Consider the following 18,437-nt stretch of genomic DNA (forward strand, 5'->3'; position numbering starts at 1 on the left):
CTGCTCGTCCTCACTGACGAAGTCATGCACCGATCATGTTGTAACCGCCGTCGGCGACCATGAAGCTGCCGGTCATGTGGCTCGCGTCCGCGGTGGCCAGGAACAGCGCGGTCCCCGCGAGTTCCTCCGGCCGCGGGATGCGGCCGAGCGGGGTGTCGCCCCGCAGCTGCTCGCCGCGCCCGGACTTCCAGTCCTCGCGGCCCAGCGTCGCCTCGGTCTCGATGAAGCCCGGCGCGAACACGTTCACCCGCACGGTGGGCGCGAAGGCGCGCGCGTAGGACTTGGTCAGGCCGATGATCCCGTACTTGGCCGCCGCGTACTGCGGGGCGCGGGCGCTGCCCCGGGCGACGACCGTGGAGCCGATGTTGACGATCGCGCCGCCGCCCTGGGTGAGCATCCGGTCGCCGAACTCGTGGGTGCACAGCAGCGTGCCCTTGATGTCGACGGCCAGGACGTGGTCGATCGACTCCTCCGTGATGTCCCGCCACGACATCTGCTCGCGCGCGACGTCGCCGACGTTGTTGATCGCGACGTCGAGCCGGCCGAAGTGACTCCAGACCTCGTCGGCCAGCCGGACGATCTGCGCGCGCTCGGCGATGTCGGCCTGCACGATGAACGCCTTGCGCCCGGCCTCTTCGACGCGCTGGGCGGTGCGCTCGGCCCCGGCGCGGGAGCCGCGGTAGTGCACGGCGACGTCGGCGCCCTCCTGCGCGGCGCGGACGGCGATCTCCGCGCCGAAACCGGTGCCCGCGCCGGTGACCAGGACGGTCTTGCCGGTGAACCGCTGGGGGAAGGTCACGAAATGTCTCCTTAGACGAGGGTGCGGCCGCCGTCGGCGTACAGGATGTGTCCCGTGACGAACGCCGAGCGGTCGGAGCAGAGGAACAGGACGGGGCCGACGAGGTCGTCGACGGTGCCGAGACGCCCCGCCGGGACCAGCGACGTCAGGCCGTCGCGGACACCGGGCTTCTCGAGGTGGTGGCGGGTCAGCCCGGTCTCGGTGTAGCCGGGCGCGACGGCGTTCACCGTGACGCCACTGGCCGCCCACTCCCGGGCCATCACCCGGGCGAGCTGGTTGACCCCGCCCTTCGTGGCGGCGTACGGCGCGTGGTGCGGGTGCGCGAGCAGCCCGGACACCGACGAGAGGTAGACGATCCGGCCGTGCCCGGCCGCCACCATCACCTCGCCCGCGGCCTTGCCGGTCCAGAACGCGCTGCCCAGGTTGAGCGTGACGATGCCGTCCCAGACCTCGTCCGGGGTCTCGAGCACCGGACGCCGGTCGTTGACGCCGACGGCGTGCACGAAGACGTCGAGGCCGCCCAGCAGCTCGGTGGCGCGGGCGACGCAGTCGCGGCTGCCCTCGGCCGTGGTCAGGTCCGCCCGCAGCGTGTTGGTCCCGACGGCGGCCAGCCGCTCCTCGTCGACGTCGGCGACCACGACGTCGGCCCCCGCCTCGGCGAGCGCGGCGGCGACCCCGCCACCGATCCCGCCGGCGCCCGCCACCAGGGCCTTCCGCCCGCCCAGCCCGAGCCAGTCCACCCGCACGCTCCTTCACCGTTCTTGGTCCGCCCGACGCTAGGTCCGGAGCCCGGGCCGGGAAACGGCCGTGCCATTGGTTGGCAGATCCGGGCGCGCCGGCCGGGGGCGCTGGTGGGATGGCGGCATGAGCAGGCTGCCGCACCTCACCCCCGACGACCTGAACCCCGAGCAGCGGGCGCTGTACGACGAGATCACCGGCGGCCCCCGCGCGGCCGGGCCGCAGCGGTTCTCCCTGAAGGACGACGAAGGACGGCTCGCCGGCCCGTTCAACGCGATGCTCGTCGCGCCCCCGGCCGGGCAGGCGCTGCAGGCGCTCGGCGCCGCGATCCGGTACGAAACGACGTTGAGCGACCGCGTCCGGGAGCTCGCGATCCTCGCCGTCGCGGCCCGCTGGGCCAGCGCGTTCGAGCAGCACGCCCACGAGCCGCACGCGCTCGCCGCCGGGCTCACCGGGGCGCAGGTCGAGGCCGTCCGCACGGGTGCGATCCCGGACCTGGCCGACGAGACCGAGCGGGCCGCGCTGCGGTTCGTGTCCGCGCTGCTGCGCGAAGAGGACGTCGACGACGTGACCTACGCCGAGGTCGTGCCAATCATTGGCAACCGGATGGCCGTCGAGCTGACGACTCTGGTCGGCTACTACGCGACGCTGGCCCTCCAGCTGCGTGTGTTCCGCGTGGCCGACCCCGCAGGAAGTGGACTCCGATGAAGCTCGTCACCTTCAACGACAACCAGGTCGGGCGCATCGCCGACGACCAGGTGCTGGAACTCGACACCGCCTCGACGCGCGAGTTCTTCGAACGCGACCGGGACGTGCCCGAGACCGGCCGCCGCTACCCGCTGGCCGACGTGCGCCTGCGCGCGCCGATCGTGCCGAAGAAGTTCTTCCACACCGCCGGGAACTTCCGCGAGCACCACGAGGACCTCGTCCGGGTGAACTGGTCGCACCCGGTCAACAAGGGCATCGTCTTCTTCCAGAACGTCGACGCGATCATCGGCCCGGAGGAGCCGATCGTGTACCCGTCGCACCTGACGTCGGAGCTGGACTACGAGCTGGAACTGGCGATCGTGCTCGGCAAGCCGGGCAAGTTCTTCACCGCCGAGCAGGCGGCCGAGCACATCGGCGGCTACCTCGTCTTCAACGACATCACCGCGCGCGACATCCAGCGCCGCGAGATGGAGTCCGGCGTCTTCTCCTTCTCCAAGGCCATCGAGACGTTCTGCCCGATCGGCCCCTACATCGTGACGGCCGACGAGATCGAGGACCCGCACAACCTGGACATGGAACTGCGCGTCAACGGCCAGGTCCGGCAGAAGTCCAACACCGGCCGGATGTCCGTGTCGATCCCGCAGCTCATCGCGTACCACTCGCCGCAGACCTACAGCGCGGGCGACCTCATCACCACCGGCACGGTCGCCGGCGTCGCCGCGAGCACCGAGGACCCGTTCGCGAACTACCTCAAGCCCGGCGACGTCGTCGAGGCCGAGATCGAGGGCATCGGGATACTGCGCAACCCGGTCGTGTCCTGGCAGGACGCCCACGGCACCCCGCCGCCGGCCGCGGACCAGTGGGTCTGATGCGCCTGTCCACAGTGGACGACCGCGCGGTCCTGGTGGCCGATGACGGCGTCATCGACGTCGCCGGCGCCAGCGACGGCCGGTTCGGCCCCGATCCGATGGCCGTCCTCGAGGAGTGGACGGCGTTCCGGGTGTGGGCGGCGAACGCGGCGCTGCCCGCGGCGGAGCCCCTGGCCGGCCGCGCGCTCGACGCGCCCGTGCCGCGGCCGCGCCAGGTCTTCGCGATCGCCCTCAACTACCCGCCGCACGCCGCCGAGGCGGGCTACCAGCCGCCCGCCGATCCGCTGGTGTTCACCAAGTTCCCGAGCTGCATCACGGGCCCGGACACCACGGTGGAGCTGCCCGGCGACCGCGTCGACTGGGAGGTCGAGCTGGTCGCGGTGATCGGCGTCGGCGGGCACCGGATCCCCGCCGGGGACGCGTGGCACCACGTCGCCGGGCTGACCGTCGGGCAGGACCTGTCCGAGCGCGGCGTCCAGCTGCTCGGCACGCCGCCGCAGTTCTCGCTCGGCAAGTCGTTCCCGGGCTTCGGCCCGACCGGCCCGGCCCTGGTGACGCCGGACGAGTTCGCCGACCCCGGCGACCTCCGGCTGGTCACCGAGCTGAACGGCACGGTCGTCCAGAAGGCGCGGACCGGCGAGATGATCTTCGACGTGCCGGAGCTGATCGCCCGGCTGTCGGCGATCTGCCCGCTGCTGCCGGGCGACCTCGTCTTCACCGGAACCCCGGCGGGCGTGGGCAACCGGATGAGCCCGCCGCGCTACCTCGGGCCGGACGACGTGCTCGTCAGCCGGATCGAGGGGATCGGGGAGCTGCGCACCCGCTTCCGGACCGCCTGACACCACACCCCGGCCGTGGCTTCGGTGATCACCCGGCGTGACCGGCCGCGGCAGGTCGCGCCGGGCGTCGCCGTCGCCGGGCCGGACGGCGCCGCGATCGAGCGGCGGTCTGCGCGGCCGCTAGTCCCGGTCGCCGGCCGCTTTGGCGCGGTCGTGGGCCCAGCCAGCCAAGACGACGCCGATCGCCGTCACGACCAGGTAGCAGACCAGCGTCCCCGCGAACCCCGCGTCGAGCCAGGCGAGCAGGCCGAGGTTCCCGTGGTCGATCAGCAGCCGGATCGCGCCCTGCGCGCCGGCCACCAGCAGCACCATCCCCAGCACCTGCAGCACCCCGAACTTCATGCTGTCCCCTCCCGTTGTTGATACGACTGCATCATAACCAGGAGTGACCAGCGCGCTCAACCCCCGGGAGCGCGGTAGCGTGTCCGGCGTGGCGGGGAGCCGGATCACGGTGCGGGTGGGCGAGCGGCAGCTGACGCTCTCGAACCTCGAAAAGGTGCTCTACCCGAAGACCGGGTTCACCAAGGGCGAGGTGCTCGACTACTACACGCGGATCGCTCCCGTGCTGCTGCCGCACATCCACGACCGGGCGATGACCTTCGTGCGCTTCCCCGACGGCGTCACCGGTGGCTCGTTCTTCGAGAAGGACGTCTCCCGCCACGCCCCGGAGTGGGTCCGCACCGCGAGCCTCACCGTCGCCGGCCGCGGCAAGGAACCCGAGATCGTCAACTACCCGCTGATCAACGACCTGCCCGAGCTCGTCTGGGCGGCCAACCTCGCCGCGCTCGAACTGCACATCCACCAGTGGACCGTCGTGGACGGTGACGAGCGGAGCCTGCCGGACCGGCTGGTGTTCGACCTCGACCCGGGCCCCGGCGCGACCGTCGTCGACTGCTGCCGGGTCGCCGAGCGGCTCTACGACGTGCTGGCCGATGACGGCTTCACCCCGGTCGCGAAGACCAGCGGCTCCAAGGGCATGCAGCTCTACGCGGGCGTGGTGACCGCCGACGCCGGGGAGACGTCGCAGTACGCGAAGGCGCTGGCCGAGCGGCTGGCCGGCGAGACCCCGGACCTGGTCGTCGCGCGGATGACGAAGACCCTGCGCCCGGGCAAGATCTTCATCGACTGGAGCCAGAACAACCCGTTCAAGACCACGGTGGCGCCGTACTCGCTGCGCGGGCGCGACGAGCCGACCGTGTCCACTCCGGTCACTTGGGACGAGGTCCGCGCCTGCCGGCACGTCACGCACCTGCGGTTCACCGCGGACGAGGTCCTGGAGCGCGTCGACGAACTCGGCGACCTCTTCGCGGACGTCGAGCGGACGCGCGTGCCGATTCCGGCATTCGGCTGAATTTCGGAAAACGCAATTCTCCGCCGATTCGCCTCCGGTTCTCGCGGTGGCCGCCGGGATGCCGCGAAGAATTGCCGGACACCAGCCTGACCAGCGCTATTTGATCGTCCACAACGGACCCGTGCACGTGCAGACGGGCGTGTCGGTGCACGACCCATCGGCCGGGCGGTTCCCGTTGTGCGCCAAGGTGGACGGACTCGGTACGGTCTACGCGTAAACCGTCAGCATGAGCCGCCGGAGCCGGTCATGAGAATCCAGAAACCACCGCGGCTTTCGCGGGCATTCGGTCGCAGTTCGCCGGGCGCGTTGTGCGAGCCGTTCGCGGTCACCACGGTGCTCGAAGGGGCCCGGAGCACGGTCGTCACCGTGGCCGGTGACATTGATCTCGCCACCGTCGGAATTCTTGTCGAATGTGGGGAAACCGCGATTCGCGCGGGTGGCGTGCTCGTGCTCGACCTCGGCCAGGTGCGGTTCTGCTCCGGGGTCGGCCTCCGCGCGCTGCACCGGCTGCAGGGCGCGGCCGAGGAAGCGGCCGTCCCGGTCGCCTGGGTAGTGCGGACCCCGCGGCTGTGGCGGTTGCTGCGAGGAGCCGGTGCCACCGGCTTCTCCTGCTACCGGGACCGCGCCGACGCGCTCGCCGCCGTCGGCTGATCCCGGCACGACCGGCCGGGCAGGGCGCCCGGGCGGCTTCGGAGGAGGGAAAGGAAACGGGTGTCCGGCCTGATCGACGCCGATCTCGAGTTCTGGTTCCAGCGCGGCTTGCGCGCCTACCTCGGCGAGGTGGCCCGGGCACTGGGCTTCGGCCTCGAGTCGTGCACCGTGGACGTCGACGTCCCGGTGTCGGCCTACCTCGCCGTCGACTGGCGGCTGCGGCGCTTCCCCGAGCGCGACGTCGCCTTGCTGTGGGACGAGGTGCACGGCTGGGCGGTCGCGGTCGAGGCGGCCTGCGGGGAGGAGATGATCGTGCTGGCCTACCTGGGCGGGGCCGACATCCTGCCGGACCCCCGGGTGATCGTCCGGTTCCTGGCCGCGCTGCGCGCCGGTGACCTGGCCCCGGACGGGCTGGGTTCCCCGGTGTTGCGCCGCGCCGGGAGCCACCAGGACCTGCTGCCGCTGCTGCCGACCGGCTAGGCGCTGTCCTGTGAGTCTGCTCGATGGGCTTCGTGATCCAGGTGGTTCCTGGCGGTGCGGGCGGGTCGCCCTCGTACCGGGGTTGTACTCGGGTGAGCCGCCCGTGCCGTCAGGGGCCGCCTGGGCGCGAAGACCGCGAGCTTGACTCGCAGGACAGCGCCTAGGCACGCGGGCCCCCATCCTCCACACTGGACGGCATGGTGGGGACGAGCACGGTGCCGGACGCGGTGGCGCCGATGCTGGCCGTCGACGGGCCGCTCCCGGACGACGACCAGCACGGCTACGAGTGGAAGTGGGACGGGTTCCGCGGGTGCGTGCGCGTCGCGGGCACCGGCGAAACCCGGATCACCAGCCGCAGCGGCAGCGACCACACGGCCCGGTACCCGGAGCTGGGCGACGTCTTCGGACCCGCGCTCGGCGGCCGGGCCGCCGTGCTGGACGGCGAGGTCGTCGCGCTGAACCCGGCCGGGCGGCCGGAGTTCGAGCTGATGCAGCGGCGCGCCATGTACGAGCCGACGCCGAAGCTGCGCGCGGAGGTCCCGGTCGTCTACTTCGCCTTCGACCTGCTGTGGCTCGACGGCGAGTCGCTGCTGAATCTGCCGTACGCGCAGCGGCGCGAGCTGCTGGCCGGCCTGCTCCAGCCGGCGGACGGCCGGATCGTCGTGCCGCCCTGGTACACCCGCGCCGACATCGCGCCGGCGCAGCTGCTGGCGACCGCGGCCGAGCACGGCATCGAGGGCGTCGTCGCGAAGCGCCTGGACGCGCCGTACCTGCCCGGCGCGCGGTCGCCGGTGTGGACCAAGCGCGCGCTGACCCACACGGCCGAGGTGGTGGTCGGCGGCTGGCGGCCCGGCGCGGGCCGCCGCGCGGGCACCCTGGGCGCGCTCCTGCTGGGCGCCTACGACGACGAAGGCGCGCTGGTCTACCTCGGCGACGTCGGCACCGGCTTCTCCGACGACGCGCTCAAGCACCTCAGCGGCGTGCTCGCGTCGCTGGCCCGCCCGGCGAGCCCGTTCGACACTGAGGTCCCGCGCGACCGCGCCCGCGGCGCCCGGTGGGTGGAGCCGTCGCTGGTCGGCGAGGTCGTCTACCGGCGGTTCACCCCGGACCGGCGGCTGCGGCACACGTCGTGGCGCGGCCTGCGCCCGGACCGGACGCCGGCCGAGATCGGGCTGCCCCCGTTGTGAAGTAGCGGAAACTGTCGGTGCCGCGTGGTTGCATGGGCACCATGACGACCTCGGTCCTGCACGCCCCACCCACGCGCATCCACCGCCCGGACGTCCCGGTCATGGAGCGGACCACCGCCGACGAACTGCCGAGCATCCAGGAACTCTGGCCGGCGTTCGAGCGGCTCGTCGGGCTGCGCGGCCGCAAGATGTACGGGCGGGCCGACGTCAAAGCGGGCACCTACACGGCGTGCACGCCGATCAAGGAGGAAGACCGGCCGGCGGAACTCGGGCTGGCGACCGGGATCCTGCCCGGCGGCTGGTACCTGCGCGGGAACCTGACCGGTGAGCCGCCGGGCATCTTCGAGAAGATCGGCGCCGGGATGGCGGAGCTCGAGGGCGCCGGGCCGATCGACGACAGCCGCCCGCTCGTCGAGTTCTACCGCCGGTACGACGCCATCGAGCTGTGGGTCCCGGTGTTCCCGGCATGAGCTCGCCGGTGCGGCTGGTCGAGATCACCGACGTCAACCGGGATGCCGTGTGCGCGTTGCACGTGCACCCCGGTCAGCAGCGGTTCGTCGCGTCGGTGGCGCGGTCCCTGGAGGACGCGGCGACGACACCGGAGGGCGAACCTTGGTACCGGGCCGTCTACGCGGGCGCCGAGCCGGTCGGGTTCGTCATGCTCAGCTGGGACGTGCCGCCCGGGCGCCCGGGTGTGCTCGGGCCGTACTTCCTGTGGCGGCTGCTGATCGACGCGCGGCACCAGGGGCACGGCTACGGCCGTGCGGTGCTCACGCTCGTCGCCGGACTCGTGCGCGCGGACGGCGGCACCGAGCTGCTTACCAGTCACCAGCCGGACGAAGACGGGCCCGGGCCGTTCTACCGGAAGTTCGGCTTCCGGCCGACCGGCGAGATCGACGACGGGGAGGTGGTCCTGCGGCTCGCACTGTGACACTCAAAAGCTGAATCACATCAGCAGGAAGGCCACGTACACCCCGCCGCCGGCGGCGGCCAGGCCGATGAGGAAACCCACCCACCGCGGGATGTCGTAGTCCTCCAGCAGGGATTCGCGCACGAGCGCGACGAGGAGGCCGATCGAGGCGAACACGATGATGCCGACGTCGTTGCCGACGGTGTTGCGCAGGTCCACGACGGTGCCGTTCTTGCGCACTGACACGATGTCGTTCGTCGTCCGCGACACCTGCACCACGACCAGCGTGCCCGGTTCGGTGTCGAGGGCCTGCTGTTCGTCGCCGAACTCGAAGTCCCCGGTCGCGCTGCGGACGGTGATGAAGTAGGTCGTGTACCCGGTCGAGTCCTGGGACGACTGGTGGTACACGTCCCGGTGCCCGACGACCGTGCCCTCGATGCTGTAGGTCGGCGCGTCGCGCACGTCGAGGTCGTGCACGGCGTAGGTGAGGAAACCGGCCGGGAGACCGAACCAGAAGAGGGTGCCGAACAGGCGCAGCACGAGCATCGCCCAAGCGTGCTCGCGCACGGCGTCCGGCGGGAGGGGACAACGGCCCTCACGGGGGTGACCACGGTCACGTCGATCGCTGTCACACGGACGCGGCGGCGGGGGTCGAGCAGGTGACGGACCCGAAGCGCGGGCCGGAAACCCTTGAGGAGCCCCGATGTCCACCGCTCACCTGATCGTCAGCATCGCCGGTGCCGCCATGGCCGGGTTCTCGGCCTTCTCGGTCTTCAGCCACGCGAAGTGGGTCGTGGAGCCGCTCGCCGAGTACGGCGTGCCCCGCTCGTGGTGGCCTTGGCTCGGCACGGCCAAGGCCGCCGGCGCGGCCGGGCTGATCGCGGGCCTGGTCGTCCCGCCGATCGGCGTCGCCGCCGGGATCGGCCTGGTGCTCTACTTCACCGGCGCCCTCGTCACGGTCGCGCGGGCGAAGTCGTACGCGCACCTGGCTTTCCCGCTCGTTTACGTGGCGCCCGTCGTCGCTTCGCTGGCGCTGGCGTCCTGATCAGCGGCGCCGCCGGCGCTGGGGTGCTGATCAACGGCGCGCGAGCCACGCGAGAGCGTCGGTGGCGTGGTCGAGCACCGAGAGGTGCCCGTCGGCCGGGTGCGGCCGGAACTCGGCGGTGGGGCAGTGCGCGGCGAGCCACGCGCCGTGCGACGCGGGGATCAGCCGGTCGCGGCCGCCGTGCACCAGCAGCAGGGGAGCGGTGATCAGCGCCGGATCGCAGCCCCACGGGGTGACGTAGGCGAGATCGTCGTCGATCAGGGCACCCGGCCCGGCCGCCAGCGCCGGCCCGACGACGTCGTTCAGCCACGCCTGCGAACCGTTGAGCGCGGGCATGTCCGCGTCGGTGAAGACATCGGGATCGAACTCGGCGGCGGCCTCGTACTTCTCCTTGGCCACACGACCTTCGGCCGCGGCGCGCAGAGAAGCTTCGCTCGCCGGGGCCATGCCGCCGAACCAGTCGAGCCCCGCGGCGTCGAAGGGCGCCATGGCGGAAATGCTCACGACGGCGAGGACCCGCGCCGGCAGCAGCGCCCCGCAGGCGAGGGCGTGCGCCCCGCCGCCGGAGTGCCCCACAACGGCGAATTCGTCGATACCGAGCGCGTCGGCGACGGCGGCGGTGCACGCGGCGGCGTTCGCGACGTCCCGCCCGGGAAGGGACGTGGAGCCGCCGTAACCGGGCCGGTCGTAGGACACCCACCGGACGTCGTGGCGCGCCCGGACGAGCGGCGGGGGCGGGGTGCCGACGTTGGGCGTCCCGTGGTGCCAGACGACGGTGAGCCGCGCGGGCGTCCCGGTGTCGTAGACGTGCAGGGTCCGCCCATCGGGCAGCACCAGGTCGGTCTCGGTCACCATCCCCCGAGCCTAGCGGCGGCCGTCCCGCTGTAACGAAACCCCGGCGCCGGCCGTCGGAGGACCACGACACCACCACGAGAGGAGCCGACATGAGCGACGGGAACTACGTGACCCTGGACGACAACCGGAACCCGGTCCACGTCTGGTACGACGCAAAGGACGAGGAGATCCACCTGACCTGCAACGACCCGCGGCTGACGAACGAGAACGGGCAGAAGCCCGGATTGCACGTGGTGGTCAACGCCAAATTGACGTCGGCCAACTACAACCCCGCCACCTTCAACCAGCTCGCCCGTCTTCTCCGGCTCGAAGGCAAGTCCGCGCCGGCCGAGGCCGAGCTGCACCCGCGGCAGCTCGCCCAGCGCGACCAGGTGATCAAGCAGGCAGGCGGCTGAACCTCCGTCAGCGGGCCAGCCGTTCCGCCAGCCAGGCCAGCGAAAGCGGGTAGCGGTAGTCGATCGCGGCGTGGCCGGCGTCGAACAGCTCGAAGTGCACCCGCTCGTCCGGGACGCCCGCCTTCGTGAGCTGGTCCCGGAACGCCTGGGCGCCGACGTCGAGGTAGTACTCGTCGCGCGTGCCTGCGTCGATCCAGACCGCGCGCAGGGACCGGAGTGCCTCGGCGTGGCCGGGCGCCATCCGGACTGGGTCCCAGTCCAGCCAGCGCTGCCACGTCTCCGGGCGCAGCACGCCCGTCGCGGGGTCGAACGGCAGCTCCGGGCGGCCATCTTCGCCCGGCGAGAAGCAGGCGGAGACGCCGATCAGCTGCAGCAGGTTCGCGTCCTCCGGCTTGGTGAACGCCGGACGGGCGCGGAAGTCCGCCCACCACGCCTGGATGTCCTGGTCGTAGCCGCGAAGGGCGCGGACGGCGTCGCCGAAGTCCGGGACGTAGCAGAGTTCGTAGAGCGTGTCGCCCGCGTGGGTGGCCAGCGCGCCGAACAGGTCCGGGCGCAGCATCGGCGTGATCATCGCGCCGAAGCCGCCCGACGACTTGCCCGTGATCGCGCGGGATTCGCGGTCCGGGATGGTGCGGTAGTGCTCGTCGACCCACGGCACGATCTCGTCGCACAGGTACGAGTGGTACCGCCCGGTGCCGGGCGAGTCGACGAACTGCGAGCCCCCGTAAGCGGTCCACGCGTCGACGTACACCACGACGCAGCCCGGCGCCCCGGCGGCGAAGACCGCGTCGGCCGTCTCGGGGAACGGCTGCCGGAACGCCGTGCGGTTCGCCCACATCGCCAGGTGCCCGGTGTAGCCCTGGATCACGTACACCGCCGGGTAGCGTTCGGCGGAGTCGTCGTAGCCCGGTGGGACGTACACCCACAGCGGCCGCTCGTGCGGGTCGCCGAGCGGATTGCCGCGCAGCAGCGCGGAGTTCACGGTGTGCCGGTCGAGCCGGCCGGCGAGGTCGCCGTCCCAGGGCAGCATGGCGCCAGTCAACCACGCGCGCCGACCACTTGCAGGGGCTAAGCGATAGCTCTTTTCCTCGCGTAGCGTTGAGCCGCTCGGCTCCGACGTCCGTGTCAAGGGCACGGTGGTGGAGAGGGAATGCGGGGACGATCATGAAACATCCGGGACCGTTGTTCACCCTGCTCGCGGGCGTCGCGCTCGCCGGTGGGATCGGGATGGCCAATCTGGCGACGGGGACCGGCGCGCCGCCGGTCGCCGGCGCCGCGAACGCCGCGGGCGCGCCGCCCACGACACAGCAGACACCAACGACACAGCCGCCGACGACCCAGCCGGCCAAGACGGTCGACGCGCCCGCGCGGGCCGACTACGCCGGGCACGTCGACGGCGGCGGCGCGTCGGTCGCGGTGTCGGTCCGCGACGGCCACGCGATCGCCTACGTCTGCGACGGCAAGAAGGTCGAGGCCTGGCTGCAGGGCGTGACCGTCGGTGGGAAGCTGGACCTCAAGGGCACCAAGGGCGCGAACCTCGCCGGCAGCTACGACGCCGCGGCGGTGACCGGCTCGGTCACGGCGGGCGGCAAGACGTGGAAGTTCACCGCGGGCCCGGCCAAGAAACCCGCCGGGCTCTACCGCGCGACGCCGAAGGTGAAGGGCAAGGGCGCGAAGGTCGGCTGGATCGTCCAGGCCGACGGCAGCCAGGTCGGCATCCTCACCACGGACGACGACCAGCAGTCGATCGCCGCGCCGGCCCTCGACCCGGCGGCCGGGACCGCGACGGTCGACGGCGCGCCGGTGACCGCCGAGGCGATCAGCGGGATCGCGGGTGGGTTCTGATGACCGCGCCCGCGAGGAACAACCGCGCCGGGGCCGCGCTCCTCGTGCCGCTGGCGATCGGCGCCGTCGTCGCGGTGGCGCTCGGCGTCTACGGCAACCTGCACACACCCACCGGCGTGGCCATCAACGTCGCGGGCTTCTCGAGCCCGCAGGCGGTGAAGGCGTGGCTCGCCACGGTCGTCGTCGTGCTGGCCATCGTGCAGCTGGTCACGGCGCTGGTGCTGTACGGCAAGCTCGGGAGCGGCGCGCCCGCGTGGGTCGGGCCGGTGCACCGCTGGTCGGGGCGCCTGGCGTTCCTCGTGTCGATCCCGGTGGCGCTGCACTGCCTGTACGCGCTCGGGTTCCAGTCGTTCGACACCCGCGTGCTGCTGCACTCCCTGCTGGGCTGCTTCTTCTACGGCATCTTCGTCGTGAAGATGTTGCTGCTGCGCAAGGACGGCGCGCCCGGCTGGTCGCTCCCGGTCGTCGGCGGCCTGGTCTTCACCGCGCTGGTCGGCCTCTGGCTGAGCGCGTCGCTGTGGTTCTTCACCCAATCCGGCTTGACCTTCTAGGGGGACGATCGTGCGCGAAGAGGAAACGCTGGCCCGCCGGACGGCGCTCGCGGTGCTGGGCGCCGGTCTGGTGGCCGGCTGCAGCACCTACGGCGGCGGCACGAACGGGACGTCCGCGCCGGCACCCGCCACGGGCAGCGGCACCGAGCTGGGCGCGGCGGGCGACGTCCCGGTCGGCGGCGGAAAGGTGTTCGCCGACAAGCAGGTGGTGGTGACGCAGCCCGCGGCGGGGACGTTCGCCGCGTTCTCGGCGATCTGCACCCACCAGGGCTGCGCGGTCGACGCCGTCGCGGACGGCACCATCAACTGCCCCTGCCACGGCAGCAAGTTCAAGATCGCCGACGGCTCGGTCGCGGCGGGCCCGGCGAACCAGCCCCTGGAGAGGAAGACGGTGACGGTCACCGGCGGCAAGATCACGCTGGCCTAGGCGTAGGCCTTCGCGATCGTCATCTGCCGCAGCGGCGGGGCCTGGTCCGCGGCCTGGACCGTCCACAAGGGATTCACCGGGTCCGGGTCGCCGTAGAGGAACGTCTTGGCGCTGCAGGCGAACCGGGCGTTCAGGCCGGCCACCGGGGGCGCGCCGCCGGTGACGCCGAGGCACTGCAGGCCGCCGTCCAGGGCGAGGAGGAACGGGTTCGCCGTGCCGTCGCCCTGGGGCGGCGACGGCAGGGCCCCGGTGTAGGTCAGCAGCACCGCCTTCGTCGCCGTCGAGGGGCAGACGACCTGGTGCCGCGCGTTCGGCGCGGTGGCGGCGAAACACGGGTCGTACACCTTGTCCTTGACCGCGCAGCGGTAGGCGTCGTGCCGGCCGGACACCGTCGACGCCGCCGAGCAGGCGCCGGTCGCGGCCGTCGTGCGGATGCCCGCGGTGACGCGCGTGCCGGTCCACGGCCGGTACGCGACGGTCTGGGTGAACCGCTCGGTGCCGCTGCCCACGGTCAGCGGCACCGCGAAGGCGGGGCCTTTCGCGGCGTCGGCGAGCCAGCCGGTCACCGGGCCGATCCCGGCGGCCAGGAAGCTGTGCAACGCGCCCGCGTCCGCCGTGCCGCACGGTGTCAACGCGGCCCAGACCTCCGCCGCGACCTGGGCGAACGGCCGGTCGGCGGCGTAGTGCGCGGCGCCGGCGTCCGCCGCGCAGGCCAGCACGCCGGGGTCCTGCTCGAGCTCGCCCGGCCGGGCGAGCGCCATGCCGAACAGCGCCGCCGCGCGGTGGGCCGTCCAGGCCAGCGCCAGCCCGAGGTACGGGCCGGGGTCGGCCTGGCCGCGGATGCTCGCGGGCAGCCGCTCGACCGGGACGTCGTAGGTGACGCCGGCGCCGGGCCAGAGCAGGTCCCGCAGCCGGGGCTGCGGGAACAGCTGGACGGTCGCGGTGCTCGGCGCGGCGGTGCGGGCGCTCGGTGCCGGCCAGCCCGGCGGCAGGACGATCCGGTAGGGCACCCGCGCGTTCGACGTCAGGGTGACGCTCGCGCCGCTGCCGTCCTCGGTCACGCACGCCCCGACCGGTGCCCGCGCGTCGGCCGGCCCGCCCAGTTCCACCGTGACGCCGGCCGTGCTCGCCGCACGCCCGAGGCACGTCGGCGGCGGATCGGCCGCCGCCTGGGCGACGTCGCGGCCCAGCGCGGCGAAGTCGAGCAGGCCACCCCAGAACGCGCCCTCGGGGGCCAGGTCGGCGACGATCCGGCGGGTCGTGGCGTCGTAGGAGGCGAGCGCGAGGCGCGTCCCGTTCGCGGTGATGACGACCGGCGCGAACCCGGACGGCGGCGCGGTGGGCACCGCGATCCGCACCTGGACCGGGAGCCGCGGCGGCGCGCCGGCGTCGAAGGTCAGTTCGGCGCCGCCGCCGGTCCGGCGGGCCACCGGCGTCAGGGCGCCCGGCTCCGGCGCGGCGTGCGCGGCAAGCCGGGTGCCGGCCAGGACGGCGTCCGGGGGCACGACGACCTCGACGTCGCCGACGGTCAGCGTCGCGCCGGCCGCTCCGGACACCGCGGCCGCGTCCCCGGCGCCGGCCAGCCGTTGCTGCACCAGCACCCCGGCGGCCCCCAGCAGCAGCACGACCACGGCCGCCGCCAGGGCGAGCCGGGCCGGCCCGTGGTCCGTGGCCATCCGCACCTCCCAGCACCTGCTCGTCGAGTCTCCGGACGGCGCGCGGTCGTCAGCCGTCGTCGCCCAACCGTGACCGGGTCGCATTATGGGCCCCCGGGTGGCGCGCACGCGAGGCTTCGGCCGGGATCACCGCAGGTAAGAACTCGCCGCCGCCCGGTTCGTCTGGCACCATCGGGCGGGTGAACCCGGTCGAGATCGCCTGCGACGAGTCGGGTTCGGAGGGGGAGAACCTCGTCGGCGGCGAGACGGACGTCTTCGTGCACGCCGGGATCCGGATGTCCCCGGCGGCGGCCGAGGCCTGCGTGCGGGAGATCCGCCGCCGCATCGGGTCGCCCGCCGAGGAGTACAAGGCCAACCACCTGCTGCGCGCCAAGCACCGGCCGGTGCTCGAATGGCTGCTCGACCCGGCGGGCCCGCTGGCCGGCCGCGGGCACGTGCACCTGACCGACAAGACCTTCTTCGCCGTGCGGGCCGCGGTCACGCTGCTGGCCGAGCACGGCACTGCCGCCATGGCGCGCACCCTCCACCGCGAGGGCCCGGCCGCGTTCGGCGCCGACTGGGACTTCTTCCTCGCGGCCTTCACCAGCGTGCTGCGGCTCCGGCCACGCCGGGGCGTGCCGACGTCGCCCGCCGAGTTCTTCGCGCTGGTTGCGAAGCTCGCCGAGACGCCGGGCGAAGCCGGCGAGATCATGGGCCGGTTCGCGGGCGGCGGCGACCGCGTGGCCGCCTACCGATCCCGGCTGGCCACCGACGCGAGCGTCGTGCCGGTGCTGGACCCGCTGGTGCCCGCGGTGCTCCACACGATCCGGCACTGGAGCGCCGACGGCACCCCGGTCGCCCTGGTCCACGACGAGCAGCTCGCGCTGACCGCCGAGCGCGTGCTGCAGCTCAAGGCCACGCTCGGGTCCCGGCTGGCCGGCGTGCGGTTCGTCGACTCGCGGTCCGACGCCCGCGTCCAGATCGCCGACTTCCTCGCCGGCGTCGCCCGGCGGATCGCCTCCGAGGAGCTGAACGCCCGCGGTGACGCCACCCTGACCGCGCTCCTCCAGTCCTTTGTGGACGCGGACTCGGTCTGGGCCGGCCCGTTCGTCAGCAGGTGACGACCGCGACCGGCGACGACGTCGTGTCGAGCCGCTTGACGTAGGCGGCTCCGGTACGCCGCGCGCACGCGCTTTCCTTGCCGGTGAACGGCCCGTCGAAGACGGCGTACACGTCGGCGCCGTCCACCTGCTGCCGCAGCGAACCGCAGCCGGTGCTCGGCGTGTGCAGGTAGCGCGCGCCCGGGTGGGCGTTCAGCAGCTGCTGAACGTCAGTGCGGTAGCGGGCCGGCGTGACGGCGGAGCCGAGCACGACGACGTAGGAGCCGTCGCACGCGGGTGTGCTCATCGGCGTCGTCAGCCCGAGGTCGGCGGCGGGGACGACCGACGTCTGCACGGTCACCTGGGTGGTCGTCACCGGTGGCACGCTCGCCGGCGAGGACGTCGGCGGCGGCGGTGCCGTCGTCGAGGAGGTAGGTGCCGCCCCGGCCCGCGACGACGCCCGGTCGACCAGGAACCACGCGGCCACGGCCACCAGGGCCACCAGCGCCACCCCGGCGACCAGCCACGGCGCTTTCGAACTCCGCGGGACCGCGGGCGACGCCGTCCGGGTCGCCTGCCGGGTCGGGGGCGCGGCAGCGGGGACCGGGCTCGGGCCGCCGAGCGCGGCCCGCGCGGCGGCGGCCAGCTCCGTGACGCTCGCGAAGCGCCCGGCCGGGTCCTTCGCCATGCCGCGCGCGACGACGTCGTCGAACGCCGCGGGCAGGCCGGACCGCAGTGAACTGGGCCGGGGCGGCGGCTGGTGCAGGTGGGCGCCGATCAGCGCCGCGGCCGTGGTCGCCGCGAACGGCTTGCTGCCGGTCAGGCACTGGTGCAGCACGCAGGCCAGGGCGTAGACGTCGACGCGGTGGTCGGCGGGCGCGTCGGCGAACCGCTCCGGCGCCATGTAGTCGAGCGTGCCGACCGCGCCGCCGGTCGCGGTGAGCCCGGTCGCGGGCCCGGCCGCGCGGGCGATGCCGAAGTCCACGAGGTAGGCGAAGCCGGTCGGGCCGACGAGCACGTTCGACGGCTTGACGTCCCGGTGCACCAGGCCCTCGGCGTGCGCGGCGGCCAGGGCCTGCGCGACCTGGCCGACGACGTCGACGGCGTCGGCGGGGGCGAGCGGCCCGCCGGCGGTGAGCCGGGAGCCGAGGTCGTCGCCCTCGACCAGGCGCATGTCGAGGTAGAGGCGCCCGTCGATCTCGCCGTAGGCGTGGATCGGGATGACGTGCGGCTCCCGCAGCCGCGCGACGGCGTGCGCCTCGCGCCGGAACCGTTCCTGGAAGTCGTGGTCGGCGGCGAACTCCGGGGCGAGCAGCTTCAGCGCCACGACGCGGTCATGGCGCGTGTCGTAGGCGCGCAGCACCTCGCCCATCCCGCCGCGGGCGATCAGCGACTCCACCCGGTACGGCCCGAACTGCCAGCTCACGCGTCTTCCTCCACCACTCGCCAGGCGTGAGGAGACTACGCGACCCGGACGGCGACCCAGCGCGACCGGGGGACCGGGCGCCGGAGTCCACAGTGGAGCACGACGTCCGGTCCGGCCGGCCTACGTCCGGGGCGTCCCGAAGTCCTGCGTCCAGTACGCCTTCTTCGCCGAGTCGACGCTGTAGCCGATGCCGATCTCGCGCAGCGAGCAGTCGAGGATGTTGGCCCGGTGCACCGGGCTGTGCATCCACGCGTCGACGACCGCGGTGGGGGTGCGCTGCCCGGCCGCGATGTTCTCGGCCCACTGTGCCCAGCGGTACCCGGCGTCGGTGATCCGCACCGCGGGTCCCTCGCCCTTGCGGCCGGTATGGCTGAAGTAGCGGTACTTCGCCATCTCGTCGTTGTGCGCCTGGGCGGCCACGGCCAGCTGCGGGTCGCTGGTCAGCGGCTTGCACCCGTTCTGGACCCGGTTGCTGTTGGTCAGCTGGAGGACCTGGGCGGGGTAGAGGTCCGCGGCGGACGCGGGCGCGGACCACCCCGGGGCGAGCGCCGCCACCACCGCGGTCGCGCCGCAGGCCACCATTTTCCGGAACATCACAACCTCCTC

The 18,437-nt window shown here is 73.2% G+C and carries 24 protein-coding genes; 15 read left to right on the plus strand and 9 right to left on the minus strand.

What is annotated here, in order from left to right:
- Positions 1-22: 22 nt before the first annotated feature.
- Complete coding sequence (locus OG570_RS30445; RefSeq protein ID WP_326952551.1) at positions 23-799, minus strand: SDR family NAD(P)-dependent oxidoreductase; 777 nt, start codon at positions 797-799, stop codon at positions 23-25.
- Positions 800-810: 11 nt separating this feature from the next.
- Positions 811-1,539, minus strand: coding sequence for an SDR family NAD(P)-dependent oxidoreductase (locus tag OG570_RS30450; protein WP_326952552.1), 729 nt, complete (start codon positions 1,537-1,539; stop codon positions 811-813).
- A gap of 124 nt (positions 1,540-1,663) precedes the next feature.
- Between OG570_RS30450 and OG570_RS30455 the strand changes: the two genes are divergently transcribed.
- From OG570_RS30455 to OG570_RS30465, 3 genes are read left to right on the plus strand one after another with little or no spacing between them, the layout of a single operon-like run.
- Positions 1,664-2,245 (plus strand): carboxymuconolactone decarboxylase family protein, encoded by a 582-nt coding sequence (locus tag OG570_RS30455; protein ID WP_326952553.1) that lies wholly within the window; start codon positions 1,664-1,666, stop codon positions 2,243-2,245.
- Positions 2,242-3,114 (plus strand): fumarylacetoacetate hydrolase family protein, encoded by an 873-nt coding sequence (locus tag OG570_RS30460; protein WP_326950556.1) that lies wholly within the window; start codon positions 2,242-2,244, stop codon positions 3,112-3,114. Before OG570_RS30455 ends, OG570_RS30460 begins: the two co-directional genes overlap by 4 nt.
- On the plus strand, positions 3,114-3,953 hold the full coding sequence (locus OG570_RS30465; RefSeq protein WP_326960210.1) for a fumarylacetoacetate hydrolase family protein: 840 nt from the start codon (positions 3,114-3,116) through the stop codon (positions 3,951-3,953). The genes OG570_RS30460 and OG570_RS30465 overlap by 1 nt, the downstream gene beginning before the upstream one ends.
- A gap of 120 nt (positions 3,954-4,073) precedes the next feature.
- Here the strand turns inward: OG570_RS30465 and OG570_RS30470 are convergent, their stop codons facing one another.
- Entirely contained in the window at positions 4,074-4,295 is a 222-nt protein-coding gene (locus OG570_RS30470) for a hypothetical protein (RefSeq protein ID WP_326952554.1), read from the minus strand.
- A gap of 88 nt (positions 4,296-4,383) precedes the next feature.
- Between OG570_RS30470 and ligD (OG570_RS30475) the strand changes: the two genes are divergently transcribed.
- The 6 genes from ligD (OG570_RS30475) to OG570_RS30500 all read left to right on the plus strand — a co-directional run bounded on the left by ligD (OG570_RS30475) (position 4,384) and on the right by OG570_RS30500 (position 8,553).
- Positions 4,384-5,304, plus strand: coding sequence for a non-homologous end-joining DNA ligase (gene ligD / locus OG570_RS30475; protein WP_326952555.1), 921 nt, complete (start codon positions 4,384-4,386; stop codon positions 5,302-5,304).
- A 246-nt stretch (positions 5,305-5,550) separates the two neighbouring features.
- Positions 5,551-5,955: an STAS domain-containing protein gene (locus tag OG570_RS30480; protein ID WP_247052785.1), complete on the plus strand. Its 405-nt coding sequence runs from the start codon at positions 5,551-5,553 to the stop codon at positions 5,953-5,955.
- 60 nt (positions 5,956-6,015) lie between these two features.
- Positions 6,016-6,435, plus strand: a complete 420-nt coding sequence (locus OG570_RS30485) for a DUF6292 family protein (RefSeq protein WP_247052783.1) — start codon at positions 6,016-6,018, stop codon at positions 6,433-6,435.
- A gap of 197 nt (positions 6,436-6,632) precedes the next feature.
- Positions 6,633-7,622 (plus strand): non-homologous end-joining DNA ligase, encoded by a 990-nt coding sequence (gene ligD / locus OG570_RS30490; protein WP_326952556.1) that lies wholly within the window; start codon positions 6,633-6,635, stop codon positions 7,620-7,622.
- A 41-nt stretch (positions 7,623-7,663) separates the two neighbouring features.
- Entirely contained in the window at positions 7,664-8,092 is a 429-nt protein-coding gene (locus tag OG570_RS30495) for a GyrI-like domain-containing protein (RefSeq protein WP_326952557.1), read from the plus strand.
- Complete coding sequence (locus OG570_RS30500; RefSeq protein ID WP_326952558.1) at positions 8,089-8,553, plus strand: GNAT family N-acetyltransferase; 465 nt, start codon at positions 8,089-8,091, stop codon at positions 8,551-8,553. Before OG570_RS30495 ends, OG570_RS30500 begins: the two co-directional genes overlap by 4 nt.
- Before the next feature lie 15 nt (positions 8,554-8,568).
- Here the strand turns inward: OG570_RS30500 and OG570_RS30505 are convergent, their stop codons facing one another.
- A complete protein-coding gene (locus tag OG570_RS30505; RefSeq protein ID WP_326952559.1) occupies positions 8,569-9,078 on the minus strand; it encodes a hypothetical protein in 510 nt (169 codons plus the stop codon).
- A gap of 157 nt (positions 9,079-9,235) precedes the next feature.
- Between OG570_RS30505 and OG570_RS30510 the strand changes: the two genes are divergently transcribed.
- The gene (locus OG570_RS30510; RefSeq protein WP_326952560.1) at positions 9,236-9,577 is read left to right on the plus strand and encodes a DoxX family protein; all 342 of its coding nucleotides are present in this window, start codon (positions 9,236-9,238) and stop codon (positions 9,575-9,577) included.
- A 30-nt stretch (positions 9,578-9,607) separates the two neighbouring features.
- On the opposite strand, the gene OG570_RS30515 is transcribed toward OG570_RS30510, so the two are convergent.
- Positions 9,608-10,432 carry an alpha/beta fold hydrolase gene (locus OG570_RS30515; protein WP_326952561.1) on the minus strand — a complete coding sequence of 275 codons (825 nt, stop codon included), beginning with the start codon at positions 10,430-10,432 and terminating at the stop codon, positions 9,608-9,610.
- Positions 10,433-10,521: 89 nt separating this feature from the next.
- On the opposite strand from OG570_RS30515, the gene OG570_RS30520 reads away from it, so the two are divergent.
- A complete protein-coding gene (locus OG570_RS30520) occupies positions 10,522-10,827 on the plus strand; it encodes a hypothetical protein (RefSeq protein WP_326952562.1) in 306 nt (101 codons plus the stop codon).
- A 7-nt stretch (positions 10,828-10,834) separates the two neighbouring features.
- Here the strand turns inward: OG570_RS30520 and OG570_RS30525 are convergent, their stop codons facing one another.
- Positions 10,835-11,857 carry an alpha/beta hydrolase gene (locus tag OG570_RS30525; protein ID WP_326952563.1) on the minus strand — a complete coding sequence of 341 codons (1,023 nt, stop codon included), beginning with the start codon at positions 11,855-11,857 and terminating at the stop codon, positions 10,835-10,837.
- 134 nt (positions 11,858-11,991) lie between these two features.
- Here OG570_RS30525 and OG570_RS30530 point away from each other — a divergent pair, with 134 nt between their 5' ends.
- From OG570_RS30530 to OG570_RS30540, 3 genes are read left to right on the plus strand one after another with little or no spacing between them, the layout of a single operon-like run.
- Positions 11,992-12,672 (plus strand): hypothetical protein, encoded by a 681-nt coding sequence (locus OG570_RS30530; RefSeq protein WP_326952564.1) that lies wholly within the window; start codon positions 11,992-11,994, stop codon positions 12,670-12,672.
- Positions 12,672-13,223 carry a DUF6529 family protein gene (locus OG570_RS30535; protein ID WP_326952566.1) on the plus strand — a complete coding sequence of 184 codons (552 nt, stop codon included), beginning with the start codon at positions 12,672-12,674 and terminating at the stop codon, positions 13,221-13,223. The genes OG570_RS30530 and OG570_RS30535 overlap by 1 nt, the downstream gene beginning before the upstream one ends.
- A 10-nt stretch (positions 13,224-13,233) precedes the next feature.
- Positions 13,234-13,650 carry a Rieske (2Fe-2S) protein gene (locus OG570_RS30540; protein ID WP_326952567.1) on the plus strand — a complete coding sequence of 139 codons (417 nt, stop codon included), beginning with the start codon at positions 13,234-13,236 and terminating at the stop codon, positions 13,648-13,650.
- Here OG570_RS30540 and OG570_RS30545 read toward each other — a convergent pair.
- A complete protein-coding gene (locus tag OG570_RS30545; RefSeq protein WP_326952568.1) occupies positions 13,647-15,326 on the minus strand; it encodes a hypothetical protein in 1,680 nt (559 codons plus the stop codon). The genes OG570_RS30540 and OG570_RS30545 overlap by 4 nt on opposite strands.
- A 179-nt stretch (positions 15,327-15,505) precedes the next feature.
- Between OG570_RS30545 and OG570_RS30550 the strand changes: the two genes are divergently transcribed.
- A complete protein-coding gene (locus tag OG570_RS30550; RefSeq protein ID WP_326952569.1) occupies positions 15,506-16,426 on the plus strand; it encodes a DUF3800 domain-containing protein in 921 nt (306 codons plus the stop codon).
- Here the strand turns inward: OG570_RS30550 and OG570_RS30555 are convergent.
- Together OG570_RS30555 and OG570_RS30560 are read right to left on the minus strand one after the other, a co-directional pair.
- On the minus strand, positions 16,416-17,831 hold the full coding sequence (locus tag OG570_RS30555; RefSeq protein WP_326952570.1) for a serine/threonine-protein kinase: 1,416 nt from the start codon (positions 17,829-17,831) through the stop codon (positions 16,416-16,418). The genes OG570_RS30550 and OG570_RS30555 overlap by 11 nt on opposite strands.
- Before the next feature lie 120 nt (positions 17,832-17,951).
- A complete protein-coding gene (locus tag OG570_RS30560; protein WP_326950538.1) occupies positions 17,952-18,425 on the minus strand; it encodes a CAP domain-containing protein in 474 nt (157 codons plus the stop codon).
- Between the last annotated feature and the right edge of the window lie 12 nt (positions 18,426-18,437).

Source organism: Amycolatopsis sp. NBC_01286, from assembly GCF_035982555.1.
GTDB lineage: Bacteria > Actinomycetota > Actinomycetes > Mycobacteriales > Pseudonocardiaceae > Amycolatopsis.